General features: G+C 57.0%; 14 protein-coding genes and 3 pseudogenes. 15 read left to right on the top strand and 2 right to left on the bottom strand.

Annotated elements, in window-relative coordinates:
• Positions 1–150 precede the first annotated feature (150 nt).
• From noeE to EHH60_RS38730, 7 genes and pseudogenes are all read left to right on the top strand, one after another.
• A complete protein-coding gene (noeE, locus tag EHH60_RS35480) occupies positions 151–1,260 on the top strand; it encodes a nodulation protein NoeE (protein ID WP_283806602.1) in 1,110 nt (369 codons plus the stop codon).
• Between the two features lie 104 nt (positions 1,261–1,364).
• A complete protein-coding gene (cysD, locus tag EHH60_RS35475) occupies positions 1,365–2,414 on the top strand; it encodes a sulfate adenylyltransferase subunit CysD (RefSeq protein ID WP_283811883.1) in 1,050 nt (349 codons plus the stop codon).
• On the top strand, positions 2,414–4,297 hold the full coding sequence (cysN, locus tag EHH60_RS35470; protein WP_124163820.1) for a sulfate adenylyltransferase subunit CysN: 1,884 nt from the start codon (positions 2,414–2,416) through the stop codon (positions 4,295–4,297). Before cysD ends, cysN begins: the two co-directional genes overlap by 1 nt.
• 1,128 nt (positions 4,298–5,425) lie before the next feature.
• A pseudogene (locus tag EHH60_RS37010) lies at positions 5,426–5,746 on the top strand (transposase); the annotation flags it as partial.
• Positions 5,743–6,096 carry an IS66 family insertion sequence element accessory protein TnpB gene (gene tnpB / locus EHH60_RS37005; protein ID WP_148090221.1) on the top strand — a complete coding sequence of 118 codons (354 nt, stop codon included), beginning with the start codon at positions 5,743–5,745 and terminating at the stop codon, positions 6,094–6,096. The pseudogene EHH60_RS37010 and the gene tnpB, both read left to right, overlap by 4 nt.
• A gap of 243 nt (positions 6,097–6,339) precedes the next feature.
• Positions 6,340–7,569: pseudogene (gene tnpC / locus EHH60_RS35455) on the top strand (IS66 family transposase); the annotation flags it as partial.
• Positions 7,555–7,704: a transposase domain-containing protein gene (locus tag EHH60_RS38730; protein ID WP_349546189.1), complete on the top strand. Its 150-nt coding sequence runs from the start codon at positions 7,555–7,557 to the stop codon at positions 7,702–7,704. The pseudogene tnpC and the gene EHH60_RS38730, both read left to right, overlap by 15 nt.
• 32 nt (positions 7,705–7,736) lie before the next feature.
• On the opposite strand, the gene EHH60_RS35450 is transcribed toward EHH60_RS38730, so the two are convergent.
• Positions 7,737–8,186 carry a LysE family translocator gene (locus tag EHH60_RS35450; protein ID WP_199752467.1) on the bottom strand — a complete coding sequence of 150 codons (450 nt, stop codon included), beginning with the start codon at positions 8,184–8,186 and terminating at the stop codon, positions 7,737–7,739.
• Between the two features lie 277 nt (positions 8,187–8,463).
• On the opposite strand from EHH60_RS35450, the gene EHH60_RS38405 reads away from it, so the two are divergent.
• The 8 genes from EHH60_RS38405 (at position 8,464) to EHH60_RS35415 (ending at position 17,668) form a co-directional block, all read left to right on the top strand.
• Entirely contained in the window at positions 8,464–8,739 is a 276-nt protein-coding gene (locus tag EHH60_RS38405; protein ID WP_245333203.1) for an Lrp/AsnC family transcriptional regulator, read from the top strand.
• Positions 8,631–8,915 carry an Lrp/AsnC ligand binding domain-containing protein gene (locus tag EHH60_RS38920; RefSeq protein WP_502697435.1) on the top strand — a complete coding sequence of 95 codons (285 nt, stop codon included), beginning with the start codon at positions 8,631–8,633 and terminating at the stop codon, positions 8,913–8,915. Before EHH60_RS38405 ends, EHH60_RS38920 begins: the two co-directional genes overlap by 109 nt.
• Positions 8,916–9,708: 793 nt before the next feature.
• Positions 9,709–12,120 (top strand): 2-aminoethylphosphonate--pyruvate transaminase, encoded by a 2,412-nt coding sequence (locus EHH60_RS35440; protein WP_245454680.1) that lies wholly within the window; start codon positions 9,709–9,711, stop codon positions 12,118–12,120.
• A 31-nt stretch (positions 12,121–12,151) separates the two neighbouring features.
• A complete protein-coding gene (rtxC, locus tag EHH60_RS35435; RefSeq protein WP_124163818.1) occupies positions 12,152–13,210 on the top strand; it encodes a dhydrorhizobitoxine desaturase in 1,059 nt (352 codons plus the stop codon).
• Positions 13,207–14,025, top strand: a complete 819-nt coding sequence (locus tag EHH60_RS35430) for a gamma-glutamyl-gamma-aminobutyrate hydrolase family protein (protein WP_124163817.1) — start codon at positions 13,207–13,209, stop codon at positions 14,023–14,025. Before rtxC ends, EHH60_RS35430 begins: the two co-directional genes overlap by 4 nt.
• 12 nt (positions 14,026–14,037) lie before the next feature.
• Entirely contained in the window at positions 14,038–15,057 is a 1,020-nt protein-coding gene (locus EHH60_RS35425; RefSeq protein WP_245454679.1) for a DMT family transporter, read from the top strand.
• Positions 15,054–16,340 carry an ATP-grasp domain-containing protein gene (locus tag EHH60_RS35420; RefSeq protein ID WP_124163816.1) on the top strand — a complete coding sequence of 429 codons (1,287 nt, stop codon included), beginning with the start codon at positions 15,054–15,056 and terminating at the stop codon, positions 16,338–16,340. The genes EHH60_RS35425 and EHH60_RS35420 overlap by 4 nt, the downstream gene beginning before the upstream one ends.
• Positions 16,340–17,668, top strand: coding sequence for a glutamine synthetase family protein (locus tag EHH60_RS35415; RefSeq protein ID WP_124163815.1), 1,329 nt, complete (start codon positions 16,340–16,342; stop codon positions 17,666–17,668). Before EHH60_RS35420 ends, EHH60_RS35415 begins: the two co-directional genes overlap by 1 nt.
• Before the next feature lie 959 nt (positions 17,669–18,627).
• Here EHH60_RS35415 and EHH60_RS38915 read toward each other — a convergent pair.
• Positions 18,628–18,807 (bottom strand): annotated as a pseudogene (locus tag EHH60_RS38915) (hypothetical protein); the annotation flags it as partial.
• Positions 18,808–19,141: the final 334 nt, after the last annotated feature.

Here is a 19,141-nt window from a genome sequence, read left to right as displayed (position 1 = left end):
CGGGTCTCAAGTCATGAGTGGCAGACAAAATTCTTGTCCTTTCGACTCCTTGTACGCAAGCGGTTGCTCCCATGTGATCCGGCGGCCGGCTTTGTTTCGCCCAATCGAGCTAGCGCCGACAGATGGCGCTTGCCGAGAACGAGTGTCTGAATGATGAGCGGACGTCTTGGTCGTTCACCTGAGGTGTGCTTTCTCCTTGGTCTTCCACGATCCGGGACCACACTCCTGGCACATTTGCTGCAGCGCCATCCAGACATTGTGGCGCCGCCTGAACCCTGGTTAATGCTGGCGCTTGAAGCATTTGGCAACGTGGATCGGCGCCATCCGGCCGGCAGCTCACTAATTGAGGCCGCGACCTCCGAATTCTTGGGACGGATAGATCGCACGATCGTTAGCCGCGCTTTTGCAGATGCAGCATACGATCAATATCTGGCAGAAGCGGGCAAGCGAATCATCATAGATAAGACGCCACGCTACTGGACCGTCCTTGACTTTGTTGAATCCGTCTATCCGGAAGCGCCACATGTCCTTCTGATGCGCAATCCCTACGCGATCGCCGCTTCACTGAAATCGACGTGGGGCATCCCACTGCGGGCAGAAAGCGCGCAGCCGGTCAGCGTATCCAGTCTCGCTGATCTCATGCTTCGACTGCCCGATGGCATAATATCTTCACTGGCCGATTTGGTTTTGGGTCTTCCCAGGCTCGCCGCGCAACGTACTCGCCCGCAGACTCATTTGGTGCAATACGAACTGCTCGTGGCGCACCCGGACGATGAAATCCAGCGTCTACTGACAGCGCTCGGCTGTGATCCAGGAGGCGTCGCATCGGCGAGCATGGGACGAGCAGATTATCTTCAGTCCAGCAGTTTTGGAGACCGAAAAATCCTGGAACGAAACACCATCGACGAAAGCTCTGTCAAATCATGGCAATCTCAATTGAGCGTCGAAGAGATGCAAACCGTGACCGATCTGGTCGGTGCCGAGCTTTTGGTAGAACTCGGATATGAGCAGGAACTGCTGCATGCCCAGAAAGCCGGAGTTCTGGACACGGGACGGGAAGTAACCGAACTTTATCGTCGGATATTCCGAACCTGGTGGGATTTGCGAAGTGCCAAGGCGGGGGGACTGTCTAGATCTCATGCTGGAGAATCGGTCCAAAATGCTTGGAACATTTCGGAGAACCGGGACGTGGCTATCGAGATGTTGCGAGGCGAGGTCGCGCGGCTTGAGCAGATCCTCAGGATCTCCTCAGGACTCTGAATGCTTGTGATCAAGCGACGCTGGTTGATTTAGCCAAGATCCTTAACCGGCACGCTGATCTCCCGATCAGGTGTGCCGCACGCGCCGGCCGTACGAGCGGCAGAATGCGATATGCTGCCGCGTCCGAAGTGTGCTGTCGAACGGGGCTTGTCGCCATGCGCCTTGGCCGGCCGTTTCTGCCGCAGATATTCCCCGCTCTAGGCTGGAGCCATAGAGCGGCGAAGAACAGAGATCCTGCACCGAAAACAAGATATATGCTGCCAAAACATCTGCACCGTCTCGAAGCTGAGTCGATTGAAATCATGCGTGATGTGGTCGCCGAGTTCAAAAGGCCCGTCATGCTTTACTCCATCGGAAAAGATTCAAGCGTTTTGCTACACCTTGCGATCAAGGCGTTCTATCCGGCAAAAATACCTTTCCCGCTGCTTCACGTCGATACGACGTGGAAGTTCCGCGAGATGATCAGCTTCCGAGACGCGACAGCCAGCCGGCTCGGCCTCGACCTGATTGTCCATGTCAACAAGGACGGCAGCGCGCGTGGGATCAATCCGATCAAGTCCGGCTCCGCCCTCCATACCCAGGTGATGAAAACGGACGCGCTGAAACAGGCGCTCGACCTCCACGGATTCGATGCCGCCTTTGGCGGAGCCCGGCGCGATGAGGAAAGGAGTCGGGCAAAAGAACGGATACTCTCCTTCCGTTCGGCCGGACATGTATGGGACCCCCGTAATCAACGGCCGGAGCTCTGGAGCCTGTTCAACACACGGGTTCGCGAGGGCGAAACCATGCGCGTGTTTGCGATGTCAAACTGGACCGAGCTCGAGGTGTGGGAATACATCATGATCGAGAAAATTCCGGTCGTTCCGCTCTACTTCGCAAAACGAAGACCGATAGTGCATCGAAATGGTGCGATGATCATGGTTGACGACGAGCGATTGCCGCTTAACTGCGACGAGACGCCGGAAATGCGGATGATCCGCTTTCGCACCCTTGGATGTTATCCTTTGAGCGGGGCTATCGAATCCGATGCGACGACGATCGAAGATATCGTCGCAGAAATGCAGACCGCGACGGTGTCTGAGCGCCAGGGGCGCCTAATTGACACCGATGAAGCCGCTTCAATGGAGAAGAAGAAGCGGGAAGGCTACTTTTGATGTTTACAAAGCCGACAATGGAACCGGTTCCGGCGCGAACGAAGGATCAGCTGCGATTCATCACATGTGGCTCGGTGGACGACGGAAAATCGACGCTGATCGGCCGATTACTGCACGACAGCAAGATGATCTACCGCGATCAGATCATGGCGCTGGAACGCGACAGCATCAAGTACGGTAGCACCGGGGATAACATCGACTTCGCGCTGCTTGTGGACGGCCTCGAGGCCGAACGGGAGCAGGGCATTACGATCGATGTTGCCTACCGCTTCTTCACTACGCCGCGGCGCTCCTTCATGGTGGCCGACACTCCCGGCCACGAGCAGTATACCCGCAATATGGCTACTGGCGCCTCGCAAGCCCAGCTCGCCATTATCCTGATCGATGCCCGCAAAGGCGTGATGGTTCAGACGCGCCGCCACTCCTTTATCTGTGCGCTTCTCGGTATTCGTCATATCGTGCTGGCAGTGAACAAGATCGATCTTGTCGCATACGACAAGGAGTGCTTCGATCGGATCGCGCGCGACTATATGGCCTTTGCCGCCGGTCTCGGCTTCACCTCGATCGTCGCGATCCCGATCTCGGCCCGCTACGGGGATAACGTCGTAGACCGCTCCGCGTGTGCCAACTGGTATCGTGGTCCCTGCCTGCTTGAATATTTGGAGAGCATTGACATCCAGTCCGGCACCGCAAGCCAGGCTTTCCGCTTTCCGGTACAATGGGTGAACCGGCCAAATCCGGATTTTCGAGGCTATGCCGGGACGGTGGCTTCCGGGAGGATCTCGGCGGGGGATGAGATCATTGTCGCCACGTCGGGACGGACCACGCGCGTCAAGCGGATCGTGACCCACGGTGGCGACCTTGTCGGCGCCGAAGCCGGGGATGCGGTGACCATTACACTGGAAGACGAAATTGATATCGGCCGTGGCGACATTCTGTCCCGACCGGACGATCAACCGAAGGTCGCCGACCTGTTCGCTGCTTATGTGATTTGGATGGACGAGGAGCCGCTCGCTCCCGGACGCAATTACATCCTGCGGATCGGATCGCAGACGATTTCCGGCAGCATTACCGACATTCGGCACCGGATCGACGTCAACACTTGTGAGCATCTGGCCGCCGGGATGGTTTCGTTGAACGAGATCGCCTTCTGTAATGTTGCGACCACCATGCCCGCAGTATTCGATGCTTACGACGTCAATCGGAAGACCGGATCATTCATCTTCATCGATCGTTACACCAATCGTACGGCCGGGGCCGGCATGATTGCCTTTCCGCTACGGCAGACCGCCAATATTGCTAGGCAAGCCCTATCCGTGGATAGGAGGGAGCGTGCCGCGCTCAAGAATCAGAAGCCTTGCGTCATTTGGTTCACCGGCCTGTCCGGCGCGGGAAAGTCGGCGATTGCGAATTTGGTTGATCAAAAGCTGTTTGCGAGGTCGCGGCATACAATGCTGCTGGATGGCGACAACCTCCGACATGGCTTAAGCGCCGATCTGGGCTTCTCGGAGGCGGACCGCGTGGAGAACATTCGGCGTGTCGGTGAAGTTGCCAAGTTGATGGCGGACAGCGGCTTGATTGTGATCTGCTCGTTCATCTCGCCGACGAGAGCCGAACGGGATAGGGTGCGCATCCTGGTTGGCAAGGAAGAGTTCATAGAAGTCTTTGTCGATACGCCGATCGAGGAATGCGCGCGGCGAGACCCGAAAGGGCTGTACTCAAAGGCGAAATCAGGCAACATCAAGAACTTCACCGGAATCGACGCGTGCTACGAAGCACCAGAAACACCGGATATTCATCTCAGGACCATGGAGCAGACCCTAGAGCATTCAGCGAAAGCGGTACTGGATGTCTTGATAGCGCGCTCACTTCTTGATGGTTAGATGTGCTCGCGCCACGTCATCAATTCGCACAATATCTGCTGGCGCGGCTCAGGCGATCTGGCTCAGGCGGGGCCTGCGGTCAAACGAAAGGAACAAAATGGTCGCGCCCACTCGTGTACTGCCAGCTTTCGGTTATGTGCTCGAAGTGGATGGTCAATTCAAAACCAAGTACGCGAGCAAAGATGGAGCATGGTCAGAAGCGGTGGCGCTCAAGAGAGGCCGTCCCATGCTGCAGATCAGAATCTACGTTGCGTTGAGAAAGACCAGAGAGGAAGTCCGACTTCCACTAGGTTGAGGGTTTGCTTGGCGCTTCTTGCTGCGCGTGCGGCCAAGGACACGCCGAGCTGCCTTTAAAGCCGAGCCGGGGCCGGGACTCGGCCGGCTTTAATCGCCCACACAGTACGAAGCTCGGGCCGCGGTTTTACGGGGCTGGCTATCCGGCGAGCCTGGGCTTACTCCAGGAATATTGACCAATCTGAAGCGAGCAATCGGTCGCGATCCATCCTGTCGTGGCCTATAGTAACGTCCGGCAAGCTTGCTTCCTTTTGGCCGCCGCTCGTAGGCGAACACCGTCGGCGTACGCCCAGTCACCTTCGCGTCGCGAGGCAACGCTGCCGCGAACATTAGCCGTCCTGCGCTACGGAGCTCCGTCCCGTGTTTGCGTCATGCTCCAGTCCGCCTTCCATCCTTGCTTGCCATGAAGGCGGCCATTGAGGCGGCCGAAAAGGAAACGGAGCTCATCGCTGGCCAAGCGACAAAGAATGATCTCTCGATGAGCCGCTCTGGTCAGCCATCGACGTGCTCGACCGCACTGTAGACCGCGTAGAACGCGAGTGCACATCAACGAGCGGGCCCCGGAGGAGTCAAAGCGAGCAGAACGGCTCGGAAGTGACTATCGTCGAACCAGAGTACCTCATGGGCGAGGTACTTGTGCTGGTGATGCGTGGCTCGCCGGCTCGGGCGTTTGAACCGCCGTAAATCACCGTACCTTCACCGTCGCCATGATCGCTCGGTGAGATGTCTCGCGGCGAGCGGCGTGTAGTAGCAAACAATGGATGCTGACGACCTAGCGATCGATTTGAAAGATGGACACGCGCCACTGGACGTGAGCCGCATCGGCATTGGCCGGACGAGATCAAGGCGCAGATCGTTTCGGAGAGCCTTCGGCCCGGAGCGTTGTTGAATCAAGTCGCAGAGCGCTACGGCCTGAATCCGAACCACCTTTCCACCTGGCGGACGATGGCGCGGCAGGGCAAGCTAGTTCTGCCACCACCCGAGGACGCGGCGGAGTTCGCAGCGGTCAACGTCGAGCCCCCCATTTCGGAGCCGCCGCTCAAGAAAGCCAACCGCCCCGAGATTCTCTTCGGCTCTGTGACGATCCGTCTGGAAGAAGACGCATCTGCCGCCCGGATCGCCTCTATCGCGCTTGCATGCGCAGGTTCCTCATGATCTTTCCATCAAACCGCGTTCGGATCATGGTGGCGACCAAGCCCGTCGATTTCCGCAAGGGTCACGACGGATTAGCGGCGCTGGTAAAGAACGAGCTGCACAAGGAACCGTTCACAGGAACGGTCTTCGTATTCCGATCCCGCAAAGCGGACCGCCTGAAGCTGATCTACTGGGATGGCAGCGGTCTGGTGATGGCCTACAAGCGGCTGGAGGAGCACACGTTCACTTGGCCAGATATTAGGGACGGTCTGATGACCCTTGGGCATGCCGAGTTCGAGGCGCTGTTTGCGGGTCTCGACTGGCGTCAGGTTCGTACCGTTGAGGCAAGAGCACCGACCGCAATCGAATAGGTGCGGCACGATGACTCGGGCGACAAATCCGGGCGGCGAACAGAGGTAGAGTTTGATTAACTTCCGGCATGTTGGACGCCGCCGATTGCCGGACGATATTGCTGCCTTGAAGGCGATGCTGCTCGCAGCTCAAGCGCGTGAAGTCCGCAAGGATGATCGGATCGGACGGCTAGAGAAGCTGGTCGCCGCCTTCAGCAGGCTGCCTTTGGGCGCAAGTCCGAGAAGTCTGATCCCGAGCAATTCGATCTCGCATTGGAAGACCTGGAAACCGCCATAGCGGCCATCCATGCCGAAGATGAAGCCGATAGCCCCTCGGGCAAACCGAGCCGCAAATCTCGCGCCGCCAATCGTGGCTCTCTTCCCGCCCACCTTCCTCGTGTCGAAGAGATCATCCAGCCGGAGAGCTTGATCTGCAACTGTGGCGGTGGCCTGCATTGCATAGGGGAGGACGTATCCGAGCGGCTGGATGTCATCCCTGCGCAGTTCCGTGTCATCGTTACTCATCGTCCAAAATACGCCTGCCGTGCCTGTACCGACGGCGTAGCGCAGGCTCCAGCACCTGCACGATTGATCCATGCAGGACTGCCGACCGAGGCGACCATCGCGCATGTGCTGGTGTCCAAGTATGCCGATCATCTGCCGCTCTACCGCCAGGCCCAGATCATGAGCCGCCAGGGGATTGATCTCGACCGCTCAACACTCGCCGACTGGGTTGGTCGGGCAGCTTTCGAACTGCGTCCGGTTTTCGATGCCTTGCTTGCGGACCTGAAGCGGTCAACGAAGCTCTTCATGGACGAGACCCGTGCGCCGGTGCTTGATCCAGGTTCTCGTAAAACGAAGACATGATACTTCTGGGCGCTGGCCCGTGATGATCGACCGTGGGACGGAGGTGCGCCGCCGGGGGTAGCCTTCACCTATGCACCCGGTCGCGGCGGGCTACAAGCCGAGCGGATATTGCGACGATTTACGGGCATCCTTCAGGTAAATGGTTATGCCGGACATAATCGGCTGATCGCGCCGGATCGTGTTGGGCCGAACATCCAACTTGCCTATTGTTGGGCGCATGCTCGTCGTAAACTGGTCGAGATCACTCGCACCGGATCAGCGCCGATTGCCGACGAAGGCTTGAAGCGGATTGGTGAACTCTATCATCGAGGCAGAACTGCGCGGTTCCGCACAAGCTCGACTCGCCGGGCGGCAGGAACGATCAGCGCCGCTAATCGCGGACATGAGGGTTTGGCTGACGCATCATCGCGCCCGTGTCGCGGGCAAGTCGCCGCTCGGCGAGGTGCGTTGGCCTATATCGCCAAATACTGGGATGGCCTTTGCGTCTTCCTGACTGACGGCCGGATCGAGATCGACAACAATACGGTTGAGCGCACCATCAGGCCGATTGCGTTGAACCGGAAGAATGCCCTCTTCGCCCGACACGATGCAGGAGCGGAGAACTGGGCGACGATCGCCTCACTCATCGAAACGTGCAAACTCAATGCCGTCGATCCGTTCGCCTACCTGTCCTCCACACTCACCGCCATCGTAAACGGGCACAGGCAGATGCATATCGACGTGCTGATGCCGTGGAACTATTCGCGGCGGACAAATGGCTAACGTTTGCAGGAATGCCCTGATCGAACGAGCAGTCACCTGCTGAACTGTGATAGCTGTTCGACAATAAGCACGATTGCGATAGTGATCATCGCGACACCGGAAGCTTGTGCGACCAGCCGAGCAATGCGTGGTCTGGTTCGAAGGACAGCACGTGAAGTGGCCGACACTGCTGTGTAAATCACGGCACAATTGGTTATGTGAACTACGCCCAGCAAGGCGATTTGTTCCGATATCGGCCACGTAGACAGACGACTGGTGAACTGCGGTAGGATGGCCAGGAAGAGCAGCAGCGCTTTAGGGTTGATGCCGCTGATACCAAAGCCGCGCGTCAGCCACTGATACCAACTTCCTGTCTGCTGTTGGCCTGCTTCCGGAAGGGGCGGGCTCCGTGAAACCGCAAGCCCAAGATAGAACAAGTAGGCCGCGCCGATCAGTGTAAGCCCAGTTAGGACAGACGGCACGCTGGCGACGATGGCTCCCACCCCCGGCTACTACTGTCGTGATTGCTACGTACCCCAGCAACATTCCAGTCACGGCAGGCACTATCGCACGAGTCCTTCATGCCTGCCGATATCGCGTAAGCCCAATCGGCTCCTGGTGTCAGGACAAGTGACAGCGACAAAGCCCAAAAGGCGGCGACCAAACCGATTTCCATCTCATGCACCTCTGATTGCGAGATGCGGATTTTTACGGCGTCGCTGGCGAAATGTGCTCCCAATTTATTGCAATGAACGAGCGATATGAGGCATATTCTCTCGCATGGACGCAATTGACCGCAAGATACTTGCTATTCTTCAGCGCGAAGGCCGCATTTCTGCTGCCGACTTAGCGGAGCGCGTCGGTTTAAGCCTTTCGCCATGCCATCGTCGGTTGAGAGCGCTGGAAGAAGCCGGAGTGATAACGGATTACAGAGCCTCCGTAGAGCCATCGAAGCTGGGCCTTGGGTTTGCGGCTATTGTTTATGCGACTCTTCGCGAGGGGAGCAGAGAAAACGTGTTGGCGTTCGAGAAGGCGCTGCTCGGGGTGCCGAGATAGTCCAAGCCCAGCGACTCTTCGGTGAGCCTGATTACATGCTTCACGTCGTCAGCAAGGACCTAGCTACATTCCAAAGACTGTACGACGACAGCCTTCTCGCCCTGCCACACGTCATGCGCCTCAATTCGACGTTGGTGATGAAAAGTGTAATCCCGAGCCGACCATTCCCGATCTGATCTCAGGTGGGAGGAAAACACCGCTTACGATTCAACCGCGATGTGAATCCTCTGTCTTCTGCTGCTTACGTCAGCTTGTCGCCGCCAAATGGGAGTACGTCAGAAAAATTTACGTGAGAAAATGCCCGGAGAGGGTTGAACCGCCCGTAACGTCAAGTTGTACGATCTCCGAAATGGACAGTCATCAGCGTCCCAGATCCTCCAACTAGCGACGGAGTGCAAATGTATCAAGTCCAAAGCAACGCATTAGACTCCCGCTGCGAACCACGATCATCGAGTGTGTCAGGCATTGATAATCCGGGCACGTCGACTCCTGGCTGCATCGCCTTGCTAGCGTAAAGCGTGCCTGACCGGACAGGCTCACACATAAATCGACGGCCGATTGGCGCTTCATGGCTGCAAGAGGGCGACCGCGCTCAAGCTTGCACATACGTGACAGTGGAGGAGAGCGTACGTCGGCGCCAGTTGCGCCGACTGCTTAGTGCCAAAGGCTATTTGGGAGGTCTGAAGGGCGTCAATGAGGAGCTTTGTGAAACATCGCTCTCGCATCCGCGATGAGATATGGAGGTTGTCATCCGACAGCCTTTTCGGGCGCGCCGACGCGAAACGCGTCCGCGATACATGTCGCTTCATTCGAAGCTGTTGATGAGGAATGGGACGCGCGCCACGGCGCTCCCTGGTGTGCGTACTCCAGGTCATCGACCAATACAATGTTAGGAGGAATGGTTTGACAAGACAGCGGTCTTTGCTGACGCCTGGTCCATTATCGTTATCGCTGGCGGTCAGGAGCCAGATGCAGCTTGATCTAGCGTCTCGCGATGACGAGTTCAAGGAGGTGACCGCCTGCATGAGGCGGCTGATGCTCGACTTGCTGGGAAACGCTGAGGAATATTCGGTGGTGCCTATTCAAGGAGGTGGCTCCTTTGCAATGGAGGCGGCCCTCTCTTCATTTGTGTCCCGAGCCCACAGGCCGCTCGTTTGCGTAAACGGCATCTATGGCGAGCGCATTCTACAAATTTTGCGGTTGTGGGGTGTCGAAGCACTGAAGCTTGTCAAGCGCGCGACCGATCCGTTGGATCCGGAAGAGATCGGCGAGTATCTGAGCCGAAATCCCGGCGTTACGCACCTGTGTTTCGTGCATTGTGAGACGACAACCGGAATCGTCAATCCGCTGCACGAGATCGTGGAGGTGGCGAGGCGACGTGGCGTAAAGACCATCATCGATGCGATGAGTTCCTTCGGCGCCCTCAATATCGATCTGAGCCAGCGTGGACCTGACGTACTGGTCACATCGAGCAACAAGTGCATAGAAGGGCCGCCGGGAGTAGCGTTTGTCACCGCCTCGCGCGAGCTACTGGAGAATGCGACTCAAGAACCGAGATCGTTTGTGCTCGATGTGAGAGATCAATGGCGCTCGCTCGAGCGCACGGGTGAGTGGCGGTCGACCCCTCCAACCCACGTCGTTCAGGCAACGGCAATGGCTTTGAAGATTCTGCACGAGGAAGGCATCGATGCCAGGCGCTTCAGGTACGAGAAGGTCAGAGACGACCTCATCAAGGAACTCGAAGGGATAGTGGCTCCGCTGTTGTCCCCCGAGTTGCAGTCACCGGTCTGTGTTGCGTTCAGTGCGCCGCCCGGAATAGTGGACCAGCCAGGGTTCGATGGGCTGTATCGCCACTTGGCGGCCCACAATCTTTACGTCTACTCGAAGCTGCATCTTGCGACGCGGAGCTTTCGGGTCGGTTGCATTGGGGAAATCCAATCCAGCTGGATTGAGAAATTGGGATGCGCCTTTCGTACATATTTCCGCTCCGGTCCGGCTCGGTCAGCAAGGCCGGCGTCGGGCCAAGAGGCATATGGGGCGCGCGTAAAGATGCCGGCTCAAGCAGCTGGGGAGCGGCAGCTGCGGCTTTCCGCCGAGACTGCTGTTCTGCATGCGGGCTATCGACGCGACCCGGTGACAAAAGCCGTCGCAGTGCCGATTTACCAGAATACAGCTTATGAACTCGATGGCGATCTAAATCACATCGCTGACGTCTACAACGTCAAGGCGGATGGGTTCACCTACACGAGGATTATCAATCCGACGACCCGCGCGCTGGAGAAGCGCTACGCGGCCGTCGACATGGGCAGCGACTCGCTCGCCGTTGCGTCAGGTCAAGCGGCGACGTTCCTTGCGATCATCAACCTTTCAAGTGGCCAAGTAGGGGACAATATCGTTGCCTCTCCGTATCTATATGGCAATACCTGGAACCTGCTCCACAACACCTTAAAGCGTTTGGGAATCAGCGTGAGGACAGCGGATCCCCGGAGGCCTGAGACGTTCGAACGGGCCATTGATGATCGCACGATTTGCCTGTTCGGAGAGGTAATTTCGAACCCCTGTCTGATTCCGCTCCCCGTCAAACAGCTGGCGGAAATCGGCCGAAGGTACGGCGTGCCTCTGGTCGTAGACAATACGACGACGCCGCTGGTATGTCGGCCGTCAGACCTGGGCGCTGCAGTTACGACGTACTCTGCAACAAAATATATATCCGGTCATGGCACGACGCTCGGCGGACTAATCGTTGACAGCGGCAAATTTAGCTATCGGGGAGCCTCCCGCTTTCCCTTGTTCAACGGTCCCGACGAAGCGCATGGCGGAATTGTCTGGCACAACGCTGTGCGCGATGTCGATGATCTAGGAAAGAGCGAGTTTCTCCTCAAGGCTCGCATGACCTGGTTGCGTGATACGGGTGCAGCCATCGCCCCGTTTGCGAGCTTTCAACTGATCCAAGGGCTTGAAACGCTGCCGCTTCGCATGAAGCAGCACTGCGCGAATGCCAGGATCGTCGCCGGCGTTCTAAAGGAGCATCCTAAAGTGCGTCGCGTCTTCTACCCGGGGCTCTTTGAGGGCGCTGATCGGGAAGTCGTCGATCAGACACTCAACACCGCATACGGACATGGGGCGATGGTCATGTTCGAAGTGGAAGACGAAATGGCCGGGCGCAAGTTCATCCAGAACGTTGACTTGATGTATCACGTTTCCAATGTGGGAGATGCCCGCACGCTCGTGACTCATCCTGTCTCGACGACCCACACCACTGTCCCGCGGGAAAAGCGCGAAGCCGCCGGCATATTTGGGGGCTCAATCCGGCTTTGTGTCGGCATCGAAGATGTTAACGACATCTTGCGCGATCTGGACAAGGCGCTTTCCGCAATCTGACAACCTGCAAGGCGATCAGGAAGAGGCTCTCATGAATCAGGCAGACGCTTGGAAACTGAGGTCATCACGCTATGAGGCCGTTCAATTCAGTCGGGAGATCAATAAGCAGCTTTCGGAGCTAAGGCCGGACAACATCACGGGGGCTGCCTACATTGCGAAAGATTACGCTGTCATCACAGCGTGCACGCTTGCGACCGTGTCTGTCTCGTGGTGGTTCTACCCGCTGGCCGTTCTCCTGATCGGTGCCTATCAACGCGGATTGACAACCATCGCTCACGATGCGGCTCACCGCACGCTCGCGAAGAATACGACCTGGAATTATGTCCTGGGCATTCTGTTCGCTTCCTATCCCTTGTTCCAACGCCACTGGGCCTACCGGATCTCACATGTCTACTTGCATCATCCCTATCTCGGCGACCCGGACAAGGATCCCGACCTGAAGTTTTTCCTGGCCAGCGGCGTCTACGATGTGCAGCCTCCAGAGAGATACGCTTTCAACATCATTTGGAAGCCGATCTTCGGCGGCGCGACAGTAGCGTATCTGAAGTATCTTTGGACTAATCGATTTTCGATCGAAGAGACCGAAGATCAGAGCCGCTCAGGCATACTTGTCGACAGGTATGGCTTCTATCTGTTCTGGTTCAGCATCCTGGCCGGGTCATATGCTCTTGGTCTGCTCCATATCGTCGTCCTGTTTTGGATCGTGCCCTATCTCACCACGTTTCAGGTCCTCGGCTGGTTTATCGAACTCGCTGAGCACTCACCCATGTGCGAAACAGAGACGCAGAACGTCTATCTCACCAGGAATCGGAAAGGAAGCTTCCTCGAACGAGCCATCCTGGGACAGAATCTGGATGAGTACCACCTTGAGCATCACCTTTCACCCGGCATCCCGTTTTGGCTGTTGCGCAAGGCTCAGAAAATCCGAATGCAGGATCCGAACTACGCGAAGGTCGCCGCCACCTGGGGCGGGCTCTTTGTCAAGGGACCTCAAGGTCAGCCTAGCGTCATAACTCAGTTGAAAGAGCGAAATCGACGGCTGTATGAGCAGTCCGTTGCCGGTGTTCGCACGCGAGGCAAGGTGGCGTGAGGTTGCAACAGCCCGAGCCCACCCAAGCCGTTGTCGGCGTCACTTCGAACCGTCTTCTGGTCGATGGTGTGCATCGCGACTGGTTACGGCGCAAGTACGTGCAGGCACTCCATCGGCATGCGGGAGTGGCTTGCGTCGTATTGCCGACCGTCGACGCGGAAGATGCCGGGGACGAAGTCGCCCCGGCCATCATGCGCCGGCTCGACGGCCTGGTCTTGACAGGCGATGAATCGAACGTGGACCCCGCAGTCCTGTCAGCGCCCGCGTCCTTTGCGGATCCTGATCGGCAGGATGTTGAGCCTGGGATCCTTGACCGTCCCCGGGACAGGCTCTCTGCCGTGGCCATAGAGAGCGCCATCGCCCTCGGAATGCCTATTCTGGGTATCTGCCGTGGGCTTCAGGAACTCAACGTCTATTTCGGCGGAACACTCCGCCCATCGCTTGCGGAGTGGAGCCGAGAAAGCGGCGCCATGCATGCCGAGAAGCCAGATCGTCCCAGGGACCGTCAATACGATGCCGCGCACCCCGTCAGGATATCATCCGATGGCGCACTCTTTCCAATCGCGCGGATGATCGAAACGCAAGTCAACTCGCTGCACAATCAAGGCATCGAGGCGCTTGCCCCAGCGCTGAGGAGCGAGGCGTGGGCGCCTGACGGTCTGGTCGAGGCAGCTTCAGTGATTGGCGCTCCGACGCTGCAAATCGGTGTGCAATGGCACCCCGAATGGCACGTCTCAACCGACCTCCTCAGCAAGCAACTGTTCAAAGCATTTGGAGAGGCGTGTGTTGGGTACTGCCGAACTAAGAAGGGCTAGAGGCAGATCGTGATGTTGCAAACGAAACGTGGCTCGCGCGAGCCGAAAGGGCCGTCCTCCGAAACCGACGCGCGCGCCTGGGCTTCCGAGAGCTCCGCCCGGCTTCGCGGGCACAAAAAGGGTGGACGATTGACGAGCGGCTTCGCTCTAGGAGTGTTCTTTGTGGCGCTTTATGTCGTTCTGAGCGCGGCAGGCGAGGTTTATGCGGCATCGTATTTTCAGCAAGCCGATGTGTTCGTGGCGCTCCTGCTGTCGTTCGCTGTGGTTTGTCTGACGTTCAACTTCTTGGCGCGCCACGAGGGAGGCGAAGCAAGAGCCGGAAAATGGTCGCTCCTGGTCTTCGTTGCACTCAACGTCGTGACGGCGATCAGCTGGATCGGACTATTTATAGGACTGAAATACGCTGAACCTGCGATCGTGGTCGCTTTCATGGTGGCGTTGGGGCCCGCCGCAACAGTGTGGTTAAACGCCCTGATCAGGCGCAGGGGCGCCCCGCCAACATCCGATATTGTCGTGAGCGCCGCGATTGCGACGATCGGGACTTACATGATTTGGATCTCGGCCAGCGGCAATGCGGGCGTGGAGTGGGGGGCCCGATCGTCCTTTGGCATCGTCTTGGCCATCGTGGCCGGCCTATCGCTCGCCCTCACAAATATACTTGTCAAGGTGCTGTTCGACCGTGGGTTTTCCGGCCGACAGGTCCTGGCGCATCGCTTTTATGGAACCATTCTCTTGCTGCTGGGGCTGGTCGATCATTCATCTATCGTGCCCGAGATCTCGCAGCATTGGTTTGCGATCGCAGCAATTGGGCTGTCGACGATCGTTTTGCCTTTGCTGTTGATTCAGGAGGGCATTCGCCGCGTAGAGCCCTTCACCGTCAACATGGTCCTGTCCACCGCCCCCATCGTCACCTTCCTGTTCCAGTACTTCGATTCTCGCATCGTGCCTTCGTCACATACGTTCGTTGGAAATGTCCTCATTACGGCTATCGCTGTCAGCAACATCTACTTGCAGTATCGGAGATCCGCATGAAAGAACGTAAATGTGTAGTCGTGGACGCATACTCTACGGGTCGCTACCTTCCCGAAGAATTCAAGCGCTATGGAATTGGGACCGTGCATGTGATGTCGGCCGCACAGATTCCACCTATATTCCAAGCGCATTTCAATGAGGATCTGTACGATGAGGTCATTCGCCCCGGCGAGCGCATGGAGTATGATGACATCGTTGAATATCATCTTCAGGCGCTCCATGGCAGAGAAGTCGAGTTCGTTATCGCCGGCTGCGAGTCTGGAGTTGAACTCGCCGATTCGTTGTCAGAGCGGCTGGGCTTACCTTCAAACGGGACCGCTCTATCGGCTGCTCGGCGTGACAAAGCGCGATTGTCTTGCGCGCTGACCTATGCCGGTGTGCGATCGATCAGACAAGTCGTGTCGGACAATGCTGTAGAGATCGCAAGCTGGAGGCGCGAAGCGAACTTCGACGAGATCGTGATCAAACCTCTGAATAGTACGGGCACCGAGGATGTATTCTTTTGCTCGACAGATTCCGATATTCAGCGTGCTCTAAGCGCGATTGTCGGGAAGACGAACCGTGTCGGAGCATTGAATCGTTTTGCTCTCGGACAGGAAAAAATAAACGGTCAACAATACACAGTAAACGCCATCTCGATCCACGGAGATGCCTTCGTTACGGAGGCCTGGACCTATGACACCGTTCCTATCGAGGGGGCATCATCGGTCTGCTCACTCGAGAGATTGTTGGACGGCAGCGAACCAATCGTTCAGGAGCTCTCCGACTACCTGAAACGTGCGTTGCAGGCACTTCAGATCCTCGAGGGACCGGCTCATGCCGAGATTATTGTCGATCATCGGGGGCCCGTTCTGGTGGACTTCGGGGCGAGGCTTCAAGGGACTATGTCGGCAAAAGCACGAACGATGGCGTTGGGGCATAACCATATCACACTGACCGCTTGGCGCTACGCAGATCCCGAGGGCTTTGGTGAGTACATGAGGATGCGCGGGCCGTACAAGCGGAACGCGCACGCACTCTGTGTCTCCCTGATCTCCGACAGGGGCGGCGTCGTTGCCGGCTACCCGGGACTCCAAGCAATCCGCAAACTCCCGAGCTTTGCGGATGCCATCGCATTCGTTCCAATGGGTGAAGAGCTGGTTCCGACCATCGATTTGGCGTCGACACCAGGCATCGTCTATCTCGTGAATAGCGACATGAATCAGCTTAATGATGACTATCACAAGTTGCGAGCAATGCGAATGGATCAGGTGTTCGAATTGGTGGCGCGGGATAGCCAGTGATGGCAACTGAAGCAACCTTGACCGGAGCGAATCCAGCCCGCGCGGCGATGATCGGCGTAAGCGACTTCGACGGTGTGCTGCGAGGCAAACACCTCTTAGGTGAAGATCTCTCTGGTCAAGACAAAGTCATCAAGTTCTCTGAAGCAGTGCTGGCGTGGGATTGTTCGGATCGGGTCATTCCGATCAGTTTCACGCAGCAGCCGTTATCAGCATTTGGGGATGCTGATCTGCGTATTCTGTCTGCCACCGGCCGTTCGGTGTCTGACGTCGGCAATCAATATCTCTACCTTGCCGAGTTCACAGGCGCACATGAGAACATCTGCCCGCGGGGTGTTCTGCGTAAAGTCCTGAGAAGGGCTGCTGACCTCGGATACAGATGCGCTGTCGGGTTCGAGTTTGAATTCATGTTGTTCAAGGAGAACGCCGATACAATTGAGGATAAGCCGTTCAGCGAATGGGTTCCTTTAACACGGGGCCCGTTCGGCTACTCGATTATGCGCTCCGTTGCTCAACATGAGCTGTTCGATGAGATCTTGGCGCTTTGTGAGAAAGCTAGAATACCTCTCAGCGGACTGCACTTCGAAACCGGACCGGGCGTGGTCGAAGCGTCACTTCGTCATTGTGATGCGTTGGAAGCGGCCGATCGAGCAACCATATTCAAATCGATGATAAAGGCCTGGGCGCAAAGGCGAGGCATGATGGCTACATTTATGGCCAAGGTTTCCGAGGATTGGCCGGGCCAGTCCGGCCATATTCACATTTCGATGTCCTCGGATGGTCAGAATGCGTTTCACGACAGCAATGCGGTCGGCAACTTCTCAAAGCTTATGAGGCAATTCATCGCCGGACAATTAAACTACATGAACGAGTTTTGTGTGCTCGCTGCGCCGAACTTCAATAGCTACAAGAGGTTTGTGCCTGGCTGCTGGGCACCAATCTGTCCAAGCTGGGGAGTTGACAACCGCTCCTGCGCGGTTCGCGCTATCTCGGGAGAGCCATCCGTCCATCGTCTGGAATATCGGCTGGCTGGCGCAGACGTGAACCCCTATCTTGCGCTCGCATGTGCCATTGGTTCCGGAATATTGGGAGTCGAGACAGGTGTGGCACTACCCGCGTCGATCGCCGGCGATGCAAGCGTGGAAATGACTGCGAGACTACCTCAAGGCCTATCAGAGGCAACTTCTCGTTTTGCACAGTCAGCAGCAGCGAACGAGGTTTTCGGCGAAAGGTTTGTTGAAGCATTTTCTTGCTCGCGCCGTTGGGAATGGGACGCCGTTCAAAATCGAGTGACCGACTTTGAACGTCGGAGATACTTCGAGATCATCTAGCTTGTGTTGACAGTTCTATGCCTCATTCCTCTCGCAGCCATGTGAAGGGCGCGTCTCTCGTTAAGAACCGTGGGGAGCTGATGAGATCTGCTGCCAACTGCTCTGTGGCCGCAATTGCGATTGCTTCGGTGCGACGCAGGTAAGATGTGCTCGATTTTTTCAAGAAGGAAGGCAAAAGGGGAATATTTGTCCAGTGGGGCGAAGCCGAAGAGCAGGACGCGCCCCGCGCGGCGCTCTGAATTCCCTGCCGGCGAAGAGGGGCCAATCACTTTTGGTCCTGGATTCATGAGAGCGAGAAATGCTGCGCAGTCTATTTCGCGAAGCGTAAAGGATTGTCCCTCAAGCGCCGCATGAGGGTATCGCGCAGAACCGCCCCTGCATATCTTGGGATGCGCGCGTACAAAGGCTGCAACAATGATCTTGCCTTTATCGGCTTCGAACGGGTGAGCGCATCACGCGAAAGGCCAAAGAACTTTAGGGAAGGCCGTAAGAAAGTACTCCTCCGGTGAGGGCCCCCGGTGAGGCCACCTTCGCTGGATAGCCGATTTGCGATCAAGCAGCGTGAGTGACGCACGCGCGCTAGGACCGGACCGTCGTAGAACGCGATCTCTCCGGTGAGTTGAAGGGTCGTCTCGCCCCTGTCCTTCTGATTGATCGCCTTGAGCGACGTCTCCGCGGCTGTCCTGATGGGTGCCGTCGAGCTTGAGGAAAATCGTACCAAGCTAGCCAAGTCTTAAAAACATGGCAGAGCTTGCTCTTGGCGGTGCAGTTGAATCCAAATGAGCGGGTCGCCACTAAAAGTAGCCGAGCTGGGATCAACAGCGCGCTACATTGCTCCGCCCCAGAAAGATGTGACGGGCCCACCGTCAGGCAGTGCCACAAGACTAGCGGTTCGACCACACCGTCAATGTCAATCAGTGCCGTCTTCGGTTTTGACGGGCTCTACAGGAGAGTACGCTTTAATAGACAAATGAGAAAAAATCGGCCGCTGAAATACACCCGCGATCGGACGTAGATGAGTGCGGCTGAAACATCGTCTCATCCTGCCTAATCTCGCCGTCGACCCAGCAGACTCCACTCGTCAGACGCTGCATCCGGGTAATGCAGCGTAGGAGTGTGGTCTTGCCGCACCCTGGAGGACGGACAAATTCCCGTGAGTCCCTTGCGTGAACGCTGAATCGAAACCAGCGAACAGTTGCGGGAGATCAGCTGAACGGCGACTGCGATATAACCCAGCTCTGCTCCCTCACGTGCCCGCACCTGGGCCGTTTACTTCTACAAAAATAACGACAAGAACAGTCAGAAAGGCGACAATCAGAACCCCGCCGAGGATAGCTGTATTGCTTGGTACTGTCCAGAATCTTTCGCACTTTTGATCAGGCGACGGCTCCGGTTTCAGAGAGTTGTGGCTGATAGAGCGGTCGCATGTTCATGTAGCATTTGGTCGACCACGCCGTTCCGGCAATGTGCCGC

Origin of the sequence: Bradyrhizobium sp. RP6, assembly GCF_003837805.1 — a bacterium.
Taxonomy (GTDB): domain Bacteria; phylum Pseudomonadota; class Alphaproteobacteria; order Rhizobiales; family Xanthobacteraceae; genus Bradyrhizobium.
Note: the sequence above shows the minus strand (reverse complement) of the source record. Positions and strands in the feature narration are given on the sequence as shown.